The 13854-nt window shown below is 70.1% G+C and carries 17 protein-coding genes; 8 read left to right on the forward strand and 9 right to left on the reverse strand.

Annotation, left to right across the window (positions count from 1 at the left end; genetic code table 11):
• Positions 1-43 precede the first annotated feature (43 nt).
• The gene (locus tag OG357_RS08835; RefSeq protein ID WP_329620632.1) at positions 44-802 is read left to right on the forward strand and encodes a CTP synthase C-terminal region-related (seleno)protein; all 759 of its coding nucleotides are present in this window, start codon (positions 44-46) and stop codon (positions 800-802) included.
• Positions 803-806: 4 nt separating this feature from the next.
• Here the strand turns inward: OG357_RS08835 and OG357_RS08840 are convergent, their stop codons facing one another.
• Together OG357_RS08840 and OG357_RS08845 are read right to left on the reverse strand one after the other, a co-directional pair.
• A complete protein-coding gene (locus tag OG357_RS08840; RefSeq protein WP_329620633.1) occupies positions 807-1328 on the reverse strand; it encodes a YcxB family protein in 522 nt (173 codons plus the stop codon).
• 22 nt (positions 1329-1350) lie between these two features.
• Positions 1351-2046 carry a nucleoside/nucleotide kinase family protein gene (locus OG357_RS08845; RefSeq protein WP_443066645.1) on the reverse strand — a complete coding sequence of 232 codons (696 nt, stop codon included), beginning with the start codon at positions 2044-2046 and terminating at the stop codon, positions 1351-1353.
• A 58-nt stretch (positions 2047-2104) separates the two neighbouring features.
• Here OG357_RS08845 and OG357_RS08850 point away from each other — a divergent pair, with 58 nt between their 5' ends.
• Positions 2105-2527 carry a VOC family protein gene (locus OG357_RS08850; protein ID WP_329620635.1) on the forward strand — a complete coding sequence of 141 codons (423 nt, stop codon included), beginning with the start codon at positions 2105-2107 and terminating at the stop codon, positions 2525-2527.
• Positions 2528-2533: 6 nt separating this feature from the next.
• Here the strand turns inward: OG357_RS08850 and OG357_RS08855 are convergent, their stop codons facing one another.
• Positions 2534-3376, reverse strand: a complete 843-nt coding sequence (locus tag OG357_RS08855; RefSeq protein WP_329620636.1) for an aldo/keto reductase — start codon at positions 3374-3376, stop codon at positions 2534-2536.
• 344 nt (positions 3377-3720) lie between these two features.
• Here OG357_RS08855 and fusA point away from each other — a divergent pair, with 344 nt between their 5' ends.
• Positions 3721-5736 carry an elongation factor G gene (fusA, locus tag OG357_RS08860; RefSeq protein WP_329620637.1) on the forward strand — a complete coding sequence of 672 codons (2016 nt, stop codon included), beginning with the start codon at positions 3721-3723 and terminating at the stop codon, positions 5734-5736.
• A 69-nt stretch (positions 5737-5805) separates the two neighbouring features.
• Here the strand turns inward: fusA and OG357_RS08865 are convergent, their stop codons facing one another.
• Positions 5806-6195, reverse strand: a complete 390-nt coding sequence (locus OG357_RS08865) for a VOC family protein (protein ID WP_329620638.1) — start codon at positions 6193-6195, stop codon at positions 5806-5808.
• A 64-nt stretch (positions 6196-6259) separates the two neighbouring features.
• Positions 6260-6688 (reverse strand): MerR family transcriptional regulator, encoded by a 429-nt coding sequence (locus OG357_RS08870; protein WP_329620639.1) that lies wholly within the window; start codon positions 6686-6688, stop codon positions 6260-6262.
• A gap of 28 nt (positions 6689-6716) precedes the next feature.
• Here OG357_RS08870 and OG357_RS08875 point away from each other — a divergent pair, with 28 nt between their 5' ends.
• Complete coding sequence (locus OG357_RS08875; RefSeq protein WP_329620640.1) at positions 6717-7487, forward strand: methyltransferase domain-containing protein; 771 nt, start codon at positions 6717-6719, stop codon at positions 7485-7487.
• Positions 7488-7539: 52 nt separating this feature from the next.
• Here the strand turns inward: OG357_RS08875 and OG357_RS08880 are convergent, their stop codons facing one another.
• Together OG357_RS08880 and OG357_RS08885 are read right to left on the reverse strand one after the other, a co-directional pair.
• Entirely contained in the window at positions 7540-7872 is a 333-nt protein-coding gene (locus OG357_RS08880; protein ID WP_329620641.1) for a DUF4288 domain-containing protein, read from the reverse strand.
• 69 nt (positions 7873-7941) lie between these two features.
• Positions 7942-8220: a hypothetical protein gene (locus tag OG357_RS08885; protein ID WP_329620642.1), complete on the reverse strand. Its 279-nt coding sequence runs from the start codon at positions 8218-8220 to the stop codon at positions 7942-7944.
• Between the two features lie 266 nt (positions 8221-8486).
• Between OG357_RS08885 and OG357_RS08890 the strand changes: the two genes are divergently transcribed.
• Entirely contained in the window at positions 8487-9455 is a 969-nt protein-coding gene (locus tag OG357_RS08890; RefSeq protein ID WP_329620643.1) for a helix-turn-helix domain-containing protein, read from the forward strand.
• A 417-nt stretch (positions 9456-9872) separates the two neighbouring features.
• On the opposite strand, the gene OG357_RS08895 is transcribed toward OG357_RS08890, so the two are convergent.
• Positions 9873-10409, reverse strand: coding sequence for a DUF1877 family protein (locus OG357_RS08895; RefSeq protein WP_329620644.1), 537 nt, complete (start codon positions 10407-10409; stop codon positions 9873-9875).
• A 6-nt stretch (positions 10410-10415) separates the two neighbouring features.
• Positions 10416-10901 (reverse strand): ATP-binding protein, encoded by a 486-nt coding sequence (locus OG357_RS08900; protein ID WP_329620645.1) that lies wholly within the window; start codon positions 10899-10901, stop codon positions 10416-10418.
• Positions 10902-11054: 153 nt separating this feature from the next.
• Here OG357_RS08900 and OG357_RS08905 point away from each other — a divergent pair, with 153 nt between their 5' ends.
• The 3 genes from OG357_RS08905 (at position 11055) to OG357_RS08915 (ending at position 13728) form a co-directional block, all read left to right on the forward strand.
• A complete protein-coding gene (locus OG357_RS08905) occupies positions 11055-11921 on the forward strand; it encodes a helix-turn-helix domain-containing protein (protein ID WP_329620646.1) in 867 nt (288 codons plus the stop codon).
• Complete coding sequence (locus tag OG357_RS08910; protein WP_329620647.1) at positions 11918-12157, forward strand: DUF397 domain-containing protein; 240 nt, start codon at positions 11918-11920, stop codon at positions 12155-12157. The genes OG357_RS08905 and OG357_RS08910 overlap by 4 nt, the downstream gene beginning before the upstream one ends.
• A gap of 356 nt (positions 12158-12513) precedes the next feature.
• Positions 12514-13728, forward strand: coding sequence for an RNA-guided endonuclease InsQ/TnpB family protein (locus OG357_RS08915; protein ID WP_329620648.1), 1215 nt, complete (start codon positions 12514-12516; stop codon positions 13726-13728).
• Positions 13729-13854 lie beyond the last annotated feature (126 nt).

The raw sequence follows: 13854 nt of genomic DNA on the forward strand, positions 1-13854 counted from the left end.
CATCGTTGGACGTGAAGAGAGGCAGCCGACGAGCATGGCCGCCATGAACACGAACACCTCGCACCGCCCCACTCCCCGCATCGCCCTGGTCGGCGACCGTTCCCCGCACGTCAGGTCCCATGTCCGCGTCCCCGTCCTCCTCGACGCGCTCGCCGAGCGGGACGGGCTCGTGCTCGACGCGTACTGGATCCCGACGGGCGACGCGGAGGCGCCGGGCGCGGTGCAGGGCTTCGACGCGGTGTGGGTGCTGCCGGGCAGCCCGTACGCGAGCGAGGCGGGGGCGCTGGCCGCGATCCGTACGGCCCGCGAGGACGGCATCCCCTTCCTCGGCACCTGCGGCGGCTTCCAGCACGCCCTCCTTGAGTACGCGCGGAACGTCTGCGGCCTGTCCCGCGCCGCGCACGCCGAGAACGACCCGGCGGCGGACTCCGGCGACCTGCTGATCGCGCCGCTCGCCTGCTCGCTCGTCGGCCACGAGGGCGTCGTCCGGGTCACCCCCGGCTCGCTCGCCGAGCGCGCCCTCGGCGCGGAGCGGACCACCGAGCGCTACCACTGCGAGTACGGCCCGGACAGCCGTCACCTCGACACCCTGCGGGCCCACGGGCTGCGTTTCACGGGCGCGGACGAGGAGGGCGGGATCCGCGTCGCGGAACTCCCCGCGCACCCCTTCTTCCTGGCGACCCTGTTCCAGCCGGAACTCGCGGGCGACGGCACCCGCCCGCACCCCCTGATCCGCGCCCTGGCGACGGCGGCGGCAGGGCACGCGGGGAAGCGGGCCGTTTCGGCAGGGGCGGGGTCCTAGGGGTTCAGACGCGCGGCAGGTGGTTGCTCACCACGTCGAGCAGCTGCTCCGCTTCTTCCGGGGAGCTGAGCCCGCGCTTGGGCAGGACCTCCGCGAGCAGGATGTTCGGGTCGCGGCTGAGGAGCACCACGTGGTCACGGGTCTCGCGGTAGCCGCGGAAGACCGACCAGCGCTGGAGGAGCGTCACGTGCTCGGTTTCGGTCGTGATCCCCGTCCCGCTCACGGAGGCCCGGTACTCGCCCTGCCATTCGACCGTGCGCAGCGCGTGGTTCGCCTGGATGTGGGGTGTCGCCCAGATCAGGACGGCGCAGAAGGCGGCGAGCGCGATCGGCACGGTGAAGCTCCGCTGCGCGACCACGAGCAGCAGGGCGCTGCCGCCGAACAACAGCGTGAAACCCCATCGGACGAGGTGGAGGCGCCGCAGCCGCTCGCGCACGAGAACGGCCGTGAGGATGTCGGCGCGCGTCGGCCGGTAGACCAGCTCGACCGCGTCCTGGACGCTGCTCTGCCCTGATTCCGTGACCATGACACGCGATCGTACTGTCCCGCTAACTCATCCTCACGATCAGGTGCGCGCGGTCCCGACTCCGGGCCACCACACGGGCGTTGACCTCGTCCGAGTCGTGGACCCAGCGCTCGGCCCGGGCCCGGTCCTTGCCGAAGCGGACGTGTCGCTCGACGAGTCGGGGGACGCGGCGGCGGTCGTCCAGGTCCAGGTACCAGACCTCGTCGAGGAGGGGCAGGGCCGCGGCCCAGGGGCCCTCGTCGTGGAGGAGGTAGTTGCCCTCGGTGACGACGAGCGGGACGTCGGGCGGTACGGGTACCGCCCCGGCGATCGACTCCTCGAGCGAGCGGTCGAAGGCCGGGGCGTAGACGGTGGTGCCGGGCGCGGGGGCGCGGAGCCGGGCGAGGAGAGCCGTGTACCCGGCGGCGTCGAAGGTGTCGGGAGCGCCCTTCCGGCCGGCCCGGCCGAGGCGCTCCAGTTCGGCCTGCGCGAGATGGAAGCCGTCCATCGGGACGAGGACGGCGAGCCCGTCGAGGCGCGCGACGAGCCGGGCGGCCAGCGTGGACTTCCCCGCCCCGGGCGCGCCCGCGATGCCGAGTATCGGCCGGTGGCGCGCGCCGGGCCCCGGCGTCTCCCCTTGCCCCTGCCCCTGCCTCTGCCCCTGCTCCTGCTCCTGCTCCGCGAGGGCGCGCGCCCGGGCGGCGAGCCGGTCGAACTGCTGCGCGTCCATGCGCGGCATTCTCGCACCGGGCGAGCCGGTTGACGCGGGTAGATTCCTCCGTATTACTTTTGACCCCATGCCGTCCATCGCACTCGTCACCCTCGTCGTCCGTGACTACGACGAGGCCATCGCCTTCTACACCGACGCCCTGGGCTTCGACCTCGTCGAGGACACCGACCGGGGCGACGGCAGTCGCTGGGTCGTCGTCCGCCCGCGCGGCGCGGCCGGGGTCGGCGGCCTCGGCAACGCGGGCCTGCTCCTGGCCCGCGCGAAGAACGAGGCCGAGGCGGCCTCGGTCGGCAACCAGACGGGCGGCCGGGTCGGCTTCTTCCTCCACACCGAGGACTTCGCCCGCGACCACGCCCGGATGACGGCGGCGGGGGTCGTGTTCAAGGAGGAGCCGCGCCACGAGCCGTACGGCTCGGTCGCCGTCTTCGAGGACCTCTACGGCAACCGATGGGACCTCCTCCAGCCGGCGGACGACGCCCCCTCCTCGTAGCGACGCCTACGCCTGCCCGGACAGCCGGTCGAGCCGGTCGCGCTGGGCCGGTGTCAGACGGAGGTCTGCCGCCGCGACGTTCTCCTCCAGGTGTGCCACGCGCCCGGTGCCCGGGATCGGGAGGATCACCGGCGAGCGGTCGAGCAGCCACGCGAGGGAGACCTGCGCGGGAGTGGCGTCGAGTTCGGAGGCGACGGCGGCGATCTCGGCCGCCGCGCCGCCCGGCGCCTCTCCGGCGACGGGCCGCCACGGCAGGAACGCGATGCCCGCCGCCTCGCAGGCCGCGAGCACGGGCTCGTGTTCGCGGTCGACCAGGCTGTAGCGGTTCTGCACGCTCGCGATGTCGACGATCTCCCGCGCCCTGTCGAGTTCGGTGACGGTGACCTCGGACAGGCCGATCCGTCCGACCTTGCCCTCCGCCTGGAGCTCCCGCAGGGCCCCGAGCTGGTCGGCGAGGGGCGTTCCCGGGTCGATGCGGTGCAGCTGGAGCAGCTCGATCCGCTCGACGCGCAGCCGCCGGAGAGCCTGCTCGACCTGGTCGCGCAGGGCGTCCGGCCGTGCGTCGTGCTTCCACCCCTCCGCCGAGTCCGTACGCACGATGCCGACCTTGGTGGCGATGAGCAGCCCGTCGGCGTACGGGTGCAGGGCTTCGGCGAGGAGCTCTTCGTTGGCGCCCCAGCCGTACATGTGAGCGGTGTCGATCAGCGTGACGCCGAGCTCGACGGCCCGGCGGGCCACCTGGAGGGAGGCCTCGCGGGCCTCACCCGGCCCGGCCGGCAGGCGCATGGCTCCGAATCCGAGCCTCCGCACGCTCAGGTCCCCGCCGATACGAAACGTGGTCGCTGTCATCTCTCGTCTCCACCCCTGGTCAAAGGGCAAGGCTAACAACGCGGTTGATCCGGACGGCGGGCGAAAACCGCTGTCGCTCGGCCCGCCGCTCTCCCTACACTCACGTCTCGGCGCACCGATCGGTGCGTCGGGAGCCGTCCGACCGAGGGGAGAAGACCGTGCGCAGCCACCGTGCCGTCGCCGTGTCCTCCTCCCGTGCCCGGTACGACGTGATCCTCGCCTCCTCCGCCGAGCGGTGGCGGCTGCGCGCCCGCCATCGCCGCCCGTGACGACGTCACACACCTGACCTTCGTCCGGGAATCGCGCTGCCCTGTTCTCCACGCAGCAGCGAAAGGCACGACACCGTGCGTACGAACCTCACGCCCGTCATCCGCAACCTCGGCATCCTCGCCCACGTCGACGCGGGCAAGACCACCGTCACCGAGCGGATCCTCTTCCTCACCGGTGCCATCCACAAGCGCGGCGAGGTCCACGACGGCACGACCGTCACCGACTTCGACCCGCAGGAGCGGGACCGGGGCATCACGATCTTCGCCGCGGCCGTCAGCTGCGACTGGGCCGGCCACCGGATCAACCTGATCGACACACCGGGTCACGTCGACTTCTCCGACGAGGTCGAGCGCTCGCTGCGCGTCCTCGACGGCGCCGTCGCCGTCTTCGACGCCGTCGCGGGCGTCGAGCCGCAGAGCGAGACGGTGTGGCGGCAGGCGGACCGGCACGGCGTCCCGCGCATCGCGTTCGTCAACAAGCTCGACCGCGCGGGCGCGGACCTCGACGGCGCCGTGGAGTCGATCCGTACGCGGCTCGGCACCGTCCCGCTCCCCGTGCAGCTGCCGATCGGGCGCGAGGACGGCTTCACCGGCGTCGTGGACCTGGTCCGGATGCGGGCGTACGTGTGGGCCGACGGCGCCGACACGTACACCGTCCTGCCGGTCCCCGACGGGCTCCGGGACGAGGCCCGGCACCGCAGGCGACGCCTGGAGGAGACGGTGGCGGAGCTGCACCCGGCGGCTCTGGACGAGTTCTGCGCGACGGACGCGCTCTCCGCGGAGACGCTCACGGGCGCGCTCCGCGACCTCACCCTCACCGGCGAGGCCGTGGTCGTCCTCTGCGGCTCGGCCTACCGCAACCGTGGCACCGAGCCGCTCCTCGACGCCGTCGTCGCGTACCTCCCGGCACCGTCCGACATGCCTCCGGTACGCGGCGAGACGCCGGCGGACCCCGCGGCACCGTTCACGGCGCTCGCGTTCAAGGTGACCGCGACGGCCACCGGCCGCATGACCTACGTCCGCGTCTACGCGGGCACGCTCACGAAGGGAGACACCGTGCTCGACACCACCACCGGCCGCACCGAGCGGATCTCCCGCATCCTGCGTGTCCAGGCCGACCGGGCGACGGAGCTGGACGCGGCGCGCGCCGGGGACATCGTCGCCGTCGTCGGCCCGAAGACCGCCCGCCCGGGCGCGACGCTCTGCGCTCCGGACGCGCCGGTCGTCCTCGAACCGCCGACGACCGCCGACCCGGTGGTCTCGGTCGCCGTGGAGGCCCGCCGGAGCACGGACACCGGCCGTCTGGCGACGGCGCTCGCCCGGCTCTCCGAGGAGGACCCGTCGCTCGTCGTACGGTCCGACCCGGAGACGGGCCAGACGGTCCTGTCGGGCCTCGGCGAACTGCACCTGGAGGTCGCGGTGGAGAAGCTCCGGCGCGACCGGGGCCTTGAGGTGACGGTCGGCCGTCCGCAGGTCGCGTACCGGGAGACGGTGGCGAAGGGTGTCACCGGTCTGCTCTACCGTCACGTCAAACAGGACGGCGGCGCGGGCCAGTTCGCCCACGTGGTCGTCGACGTCGAACCGACGGGCTCGGACTCGGACTCGGAATTCACCTTCCGCTCCACGGTCACGGGCGGTCGCGTACCGCAGGAGTACATCCGCGCGGTCGAGGCCGGCTGCCGGGACGCACTCGTCGAGGGCCCCCTCGGCGGCCACCCGGTGACGGGCGTCCGGGTCACGCTCACGGACGGCGCCACGCATCCGAAGGACTCCTCGGAGATGGCGTTCCGCACGGCGGGCCGCTTCGCCCTGCGCGAGGCGCTCCGCGCCAGCGCGATGACGCTCCTGGAACCGGTGGCCGAGGTGACGGTCACCGTCCCGGCGGAGTCGGTCGGCGCGGTCCTCGGCGACCTCGCGGCCCGCCGGGGCCGGGTGACGGACCAGACGACCCGCTCCGGTACGGCGGTGGTGTCGGCGACGGTCCCGCTGGCCGAGCTCTTCGGCTACGCGTCCCGCCTCCGCGGCCGCACCCAGGGCCGGGGCACTTTCACCACCAGCCCCGCGGGGTACGCCCCGGCTCCGGCCCCGTAGGACCACCTGAACGTCGACGCGTCGGCCCGCACATCCAGTGCGGGCCGAACGCACGGCGGCGCCGGAGCTCTACGGCGCCAGGGTGCGCAGAACGCAGAACTCGTTGCCCTCGGGGTCGGCCATGACCACCCAGCTCCGGTCCGGCCCCTGGCCCACGTCCACCTTGGTGGCGCCGAGGCCGATCAGCCTGGTCACCTCGTCCTCGGTGCTGACGTCGATCGGGCTGATGTCGAGATGCAGCCGGTTCTTCACGGTCTTGCCCTCGGGCACCTTGTCGAAGCACATGGTGGGCGGCATCTGGCGGGCCCGGACTTCCTCGGCGGTCGGCACCCAGGAGCCGATCTCGATCAGACCCTCGTTCCGGTCGATCACCTTGAAGTCCAGGACCTCGCACCAGAAGGCCGCGAGCGCCTCCGGATCGTGGCAGTCAACGGCCAACTCGGTGAACCTACTTGTCATGACACTCCCAGATAGCGTGGAAACGGCTCAGGGTACGTCGCTCGTCCGGCAGATCCGAGTTCTTTTACGGACGGTCGGCGGCGCCAGTGCCGAGGCCGATGCGATCGGCCACCACCCGCTGGAAATGGGCGCACCGGGTGACGTCCTCGTGGTCGCAGCCGAGAGCGCATTCGATGAGTGCGAGGGACGCCTGAGCCGCCGCGATCCGCGAGCGCAGCGCCTCGGCCTCCTCGCGCAGGAGGCCCCTGCGCCGGGCGGGATCGGCGGTGGCGACCAGAGCGCGGATGGTGTCGAGGGCGAGCCCCGCCTCCTTGGCGCGCAGGATGACGGCGACGCGTGTGAGGTCGGCGGCCCCGTAGCGGCGGCGGCCGGCGGCGTCACGCGCGGGCGTGAGCAGCCCCACCTCCTCCCAATGACGGAGGACGTGCGTGGCCAGACCGAAACGTTCCGCGATGGCCCCGATGCTCATCGCCTCGCACGCGCTTGACTTCATGCCGACATTAAGTCGCAGCCTGGCACTCATGACCAAGGAAACGGAGCATGACGGCCGGTCGACGGACGGTCTCATCGCGCGCCTGGACGCCGCCGACCGACTGCCCGGCGCCCACGAACTGCGCTCTCTCTCCTACGACATGATCGGAGCCGGGCCAGGAGAGTCCGTGGTGGACGTGGGCTGCGGCGCCGGACGAGCGGTGAGGGAACTGTCCGAACGGGGCGTGCGAGCAGTCGGCGTGGATCCGAGCGAGCAGATGATCGCCGTCGCCCGAGGCCGGTGGCCCGAGGAGGACTTCCGGATCGCGGGGGCGTACGAACTGCCGCTGACGGACGGCTCGGTGGACGGCTACCGGGCAGACAAGGTGTTCCACGAACTGGCAGAGCCGGAACGGGCGTTGGCAGAAGCCCGCCGAGTGCTCACGCCCGGAGGGCGGATCGTCCTGATCGGCCAGGACTGGGACACTATCGTCATCGACTCCGACGATCCGGCCCTCACCCGCACCCTCGTCCATGCCCGCGCCGACCTGACCACCGCCCCACGCGCCGCCCGCCGGTACCGCAGCCTGCTGCTGGACGCCGGCTTCGACGACGTGGCGGTCGAGGTGCACACCGGCGTGTTCACCGGCCCGGCGATGCTGCCCGTGCTCCTCGGACTGGCGGAAGCAGCCCGCTCGACCGGACTCGTCACCCACGAGCAGGCCGACACCTGGATGACCGAACAGCGCACGCGGGCCGAGACCGACCGGCTCTTCCTGGCACTGCCGATGTTCATGACCACGGCGACGGCACCACGGTAAGGCGTGGTGGGCCGGCGGTACGTCAACTCTGCCGGCCGCCTCGCGAACGACATCACTCGCTGATCTGAGTGTGTGCCGGTCCTGAGTCGTAGCGGTCGAGAAACGCGTTCGCCGGGAGGTCGAGCGCATGCAGTTTGGAGAACACCTCCGTACCCGCGCCCATCTCCTCGTCGCCGTCGGAGATCCGGTATGCCTGCACCATGTCGAGGACTTCGAGGTCGCCCTCCCTGGCGTACTCGGCCGACTCCCGCTCGGCCAGTTCGACGGCCTCGTCGAGGGACCGTGCTCGGAACAGCACGACACGCTCCTCGAAGGGACGGTTTTCCCAGGTCAGCCATCTATAGAAGGTTCTGGCGCTGTACCACGCCTTCGGCTCATGCCTCATTGCCGGTCCGCCATCCCCTCACGCCAAACCGTGATCATGGCAAAGGAAGATCCACGTTCGCAACAGGTCTTAGTCCCTTTTGCCCCGGCGTACGAGAGCGACGATCGCGCCGGGCGCCAGGACGATCGCCGCGACGAGCATCACGAGGAGGGTGGGGGACTCGCCCTGGTAGGAGTCGCTGACCTCCACCTGCGAGGCGAAGAAGCCGGCAACCAGAACGAGGAGAACCGAGACACCCAGAACGATCATCCCCCACGCCCTGCCGGCCGGGATGCTGCGCATCGGGATGAGCGAGATCGACAACCAGACCACTGCGACGACCAACAGCACGGTCGGTGAACCAGACATCGGCACTCCCAAATCATCGTCAAGCCACCTCACATGGCTTCGAAGAACTTAGGACGGATGCAGCACGCGCGACGTGTCATGCGTGCAGGGAACCTTGTTGCCTGTGCATTGTTGAATGCAGCCTCTGCGCCTCGACCTCGTTGCGTGGCATGACTGGCCTCTGCCACTCTGGTGCCTGGCTGACTGCGCTGGGGGCGACTTGTGAGGGTAGGAGCCGAGGCGTTGCACCGCAGTGCCGACAGCGGGTCCCGACCCGTGCCTGTCCGGTGAGCCCCGTCCTGGACACCACCTCTGTTCCACCGCGAGACCGGGAAGAGGTGGTCCGGTACGCCGTGTGGGAGTCCGTCGTACGGATCGATATCGAACACCATCTGCCGCCCGATGACCTCGCGGTGCACATCGGGCTGGATACCGTAGGGCCCATCGGGGTCTGCTCGGCGCGAGCGACTGCGCTCACTATTCAGCGGACTCCGCGGCTGGCGCGAGAGGATGTCGAGCCGGCCGTCTTTCTTGGCCTTCAGGTGACCGGGACCAGTGTGGTGGTGCAGAACGATCGCGAAGCCCTGCTGAAGCCGGGAGACTTCGCCCTCTACGACACGTCCACCCCCTACACCCTCCTCTTCAACGAGGGGGTCGACCAGCACTTCCTCCGTTTTCCCCGCGCGGCACTCGCGCTGCCCGAGAGGTCGCTCCGGGATGTCACCGCGGTAGCCCTCACCTCCGACAACCCTCTTGCTCGTCTGGCCTCTGCCTACTTTCGCCAACTGGCCGTCAGCGAAGAGCTGCACCGGGGCCGGCCCGCTGAAGCGGTCGTGGAGCCCAGTGTCGAACTCGTCCGGGCTGTCGTGGCAGCCCAGGTCGGAAAGGCGGACCTGGCCCGGGGGCCACTGGCGGAAACACTCGGCCTGCGCATCACGCACTACATACGGGCACACCTCGCAGATCCCGACCTGTCGGCGACGCGGATCGCCGCCGCGCACGGCATTTCGGTCCGTCATCTCTACACCGTGCTGGCCCGGTCGGGTATCAGCCTCGGAGACTGGATCCGCACGCACCGCCTGGCGGAATGCAAGCGGGAGCTGGCCGCCCCACAGGGTCGGCACAAGACCATTGCGGCGATCGGTCGAAGCTGGGGCTTTGCCGACGCGACCCACTTCAGCAAGGTGTTCAAACAGGCCTATGGCATCTCGCCCCGGGCCTGGCGCGACCACAACCGCCCCCAACCCTCCGCCTGAAGGAAAGCATCGTTCCGCCCGTCGCCGCCTCGATCCGTCTCACTGCCGACGGCTGCTGTCGTCCCTCACCCCTGTGTCCTGATCGGCGGCCAGGCTGGCGACGGACCCGCCTTTATGGACGTCTTGGCCAGCATGCGTGTTCGGCGTCGCCGTGGGCAGCCTCGGAGCGAGCCTGATGATCGCAGGCATCTTGTCTGGTCCGCGCGCCGCGGCTGCCGACATCCGCGCTTCTCCCCGGAACCGCCCGCCGTGCAATTCTCCGACAACGCGCTTGAGCCGGCCCCTCGACGTAGGTGCCGCTCGCCAGTGCGATCTCCTGATGAGCAGGACCGTAGCCCGTCCTGGGCCAGGTGACGGTGGACCGGGGCCGTGCTGAGATGACCGGAGGTATGCCCACCTCTACGTTCGCAACAGGTCCTAGTACCAGAACGCCTTGACGACGGCGCGGTGTGCGGTGGCCGCGCGGCTGTAGAAGTCCCGAAGGCCGGTGTGGTGGGCAACGTAGTTCTGCTTGGCCGCGCCTTCCGGGTCCTCCCACTGAGCGTACGGCGCGGTGAGTTTGGCCCCCTCCACCTGCCAGAGTGCTTCGAAGGAGGCCCCGGCGAGCAGGTCCGCGACCGTGGCGACCTCGTCCGGAGCAAGGATGACGAAGGGCGACTGCCGGTCCGTGTGGGCGGGGACGATCCGACCCCCGTAGATCGGCAGTTCCCATGACGAAGTCCCGCCGATGAGCGTGGGCCCTGCCAGGTAGAGGTCGTTAAGGGGGCCGAAGTCCTTGGCTATGGACTCCGCGATGCCTGCCGCGTACTCGGCTTCGTGGTTGTCCCAGGCCGCGCTCATGAACTCTTCCAGCGAGGCGTGGTCGTCCCGGACCTCATTCTCTGCCACCGCTCGAAGGTGAAGGTGAAAGCCCATGTCTTTGTCTCCTCGTGACTGCCTGAGTCGATCTTGCATGACGGTCTACCCGCCTGAGGGACACGCAGGCCGGCCGCTCCGGGTCCGGGGCAGATCGAGCTCCGCCCGTACGGTCTTCCCGACCGGTACGCGGTCGAGCACCGTCCACCGCGAGGCCAGCGCCTCGACGAGGAGCAGACCACGCCCGCCCTCGCCGTCGATGAGCCTGGCACGGTCCGGCGCCCCGCAGGGCGGCCGGCGCTCGCCCCTGGTGTCGGAGACGTCGACCCGGAGCAGCAGCCCGGGCGTGTACGTGAGCGTCAGCTCGCAGTCGCGCCCGGGCACCCGCCCGTGGGTGACGGCGTTGGCGGCGAGCTCGGCGACGAGCAGCTCGACGGTGCCGGAGGCCTCGGAGCCGTACGGGAAGCCCCAACGGTGGAGCTGGTGCACGGCGAGGCGGCGGGCGAGCCGGGCTCCGCGCGGGGTGGAGCTGAAGCGCTGCACGAACACACGTACGGTGACGGGCACTTCGCGGGTCACGGGGGTGGTCATGGGGCCAATGTGGCGCCGCGCAGGGCTGGTTACCAGGTCAGAAACTCGTACGCCGCGACAGCGTACGAGTTCACGCTCTGGACGGTACCGGTAACTACCCGTGACGATGGGTGCGTTCCAGGCGAGCGCACGGGTGCGGGAGGTGGCCGGGTGATGGACGAGGTTCCGGACGAAGTGACGGACGAGGCGTCGGACGAGGCGACGAACGGGGGCGAACCGGAGTCGACGGACAGCCTGAAGGCCTTCGGAGAGGTGGTCAAGGCCTTCCGCAAACGGGCCGGACTCACGCAGGAGCGCTTCGCTCCGATGGTGGGGTACTCGGTGCCGACGGTGGCCTCGATCGAGCAGGGCAGACGCTTTCCCCCGGCCGCCTACGTGGACCGGTCGGAGGTGGTACTGGACGCCTTCGGGGCGATCCGGGGTGCGGCGAAGCACGTGGCGCGGAACCCGGGGCTCGCGAGTTGGTTCCGCCAGTGGGCAAAGCTGGAGGCCCAGGCGGTGACGCTCTACACGTACGAGAACCGGCTGGTGCCGGGTCTGCTCCAGACTCCCGCGTACGCGAAGACACTGTTCGACGAGCAGATCCCGGCGTTGGGCGACGAGGAGGTCGAGACGAAGCTCGCGGCCCGCGTCAAGCGGATGAAGCTGCTGACGGACCGCCCCCACACCATCTACAGCTTCATCGTGGAGGAGCACGTCCTGCGCCGCCAGACGGGCGGTCCTGAGGTCATGCGCGAGCAGGTCGCACACATCCTCGGCATCTGCGCACGCCGCAACATCGACTTCCAGATCATGCCGCAGTCGCGCGGGCACCACGCAGGTCTCAGCGGACCCATGCGTCTCCTGGAGACCCCGGAGAACAAGTGGTACGCATACTGCGAGGGACAGGAGAACGGCCTCCTCCTCTCGGACCCCAAAGTGGTCAGCATCCTCCAGAAGCGGTATGCCAGGATGCGGGCACAGGCTCTGTCCTTCGAGGAGTCCGTGAGCCTGCTGCGGGAGATGCGAGGAGCACCATGAGGACCACAGACCTGGCCTGGTTCAAGAGCAGCTACAGCAGTGGCAGCGGAGACGACTGCGTCGAAGTCGCCCTCTCCTGGCATAAGTCGAGCTACAGCAGTGGCGGTGACGGCGACTGCGTCGAGGTCGCCTCCTGCCCCTCCACCGTCCACATCCGCGACTCCAAGAACCCCACCGGCCCCCAACTCGCCCTCTCCCCCGCCATGTGGACGGATTTCCTCGCCCGCCTGGCCTGAGACGGCGAACGACCGGAAGCATCACTCCTTGCCCCGGAGCCGCAAAGCGGCGGAGTTCTCAGCGCCTCCAGGGTGGCGGTCGGACGGGCCGCTTCTGTTTCTCGATGCACTCCTTGGGCGATGCTCGCCGGTGCGCCGACGTAGGGGCCTGCGAGGTGGGTGCGGGATCAGAAGACGGCCCCCATCCCGATGCCGTTGATCCGGCCGGTGCACTCGGCGCGCAGGTATCGGGAGCTGACCCTCGTCGGCTGGTGGCCGGGCTGGCGGTTTGATTCTCGGCGGGTGGCGACTTGTCGCCAGGAGGGCCGTTGCTGTCGGTGGCCGGCTCTAGGGTGGCGGTGAGGGGGTGGGCTGGGGTGATTCGTGCGTACAAGTCCCTGATGCGGCCCACTGTGGGCCAGCGGGTCGCACTGGGCGAGATGCTGCGCGATCACTGTTCCCTCTACAACGGGGCACTCCAAGAGCGCCGTGACGCCTACCGGCACGTGTCGAAGACGAGCATCAAGTATGGCCAGCAGTCCGCACAGCTCAAGGACATCAGGGCGTTTGCCCCGGAGCGGCAGGGCCGCTGGTCATTCTCGTCGCAGCAGGCGACCTTGCGCCGGTTGGACAAGGCGTTCGCCGCGTTCTTCCGCCGGGTCAAGGCCGGCGACACCCCGGGCTACCCACGTTTCCGGGGCGTCAACTGGTTCGACACGGTGGACTTCCCCAGGGACGGCGACGGCTGCCGCTGGGACTCCACCCCGCGCGACCCCGCCACCCGCGTACGGCTCCAGGGTGTGGGGCACGTCAAGGTCAACCAGCATCGGCCGGTGGTCGGCACGGTCAAGACCGTGTCCGTCAAGCGTGAAGGCAAGCGCTGGTACGTCATCCTGACCGCCGAACAGATGCAGCCCGAGCCGTTGCCCCAGACGGGCAGAGTGGTCGGCATCGACATGGGCATAGCCTCGTTCCTTACCACCTCCAACGGTGAGCATGTCGCCAACCCCCGCCACGGCCGTAAGGCCGCTGCGAAGCTCGAAGCCGCACAGCATGCCCTCGCCCGGTTCCCGCGTGTTCGCCGCGACAAGCGCACCGCCAACCACCGGCGGGCCGTCCAGAAGGTTGCCGACCTGCACCGCAGGGTCTGCCGTCTGCGGCTCGATCACGCGCACAAGACCGCTCTTGACCTCGTGCGGGAGCACGACTTCATCGCGCACGAAGACCTCAAGATCCGCAACATGGTCAAGGCCCCTGCGCCGAAGCCCGCCCCCGAGACGTCGGGCGGATTCCTGCCCAACGGGGCCGCCGCGAAGGCCGGACTCAACCACTCGATCAACGATGCCGGATGGGGGGTGTTCCTCACGATCCTCACCAGCAAGGCTGAAAGCGCCGGTAGGGAAGTGATCGCCGTGGACCCCCGCAACACCTCCCGGACCTGCCCCGAATGCGGGCACGTCTCAGCGGAGAACCGGCCCACCCAGGAGAAGTTCCACTGCCAATCCTGCGGCCACTCGGCGCACGCGGACACGGTGGGCGCCCTGAACGTCCTACGGGCCGGGCTGGTCCGTCGCGAAGCCCCACCGGCATAGCGAGAAGCCCCCTCATTCATGAGGGGGAGGAGTCACGTCCTCGGTTCGTCACAAACCAGAGAGGAACGGCATAGCGTGGCGGCGCCGGTACAGAATCGGATCGTCAGCCACATCGTTCTAGCCAAG

The sequence above is a fragment of the Streptomyces sp. NBC_01255 genome, from assembly GCF_036226445.1.
In the GTDB taxonomy this organism is placed as follows: domain Bacteria; phylum Actinomycetota; class Actinomycetes; order Streptomycetales; family Streptomycetaceae; genus Streptomyces.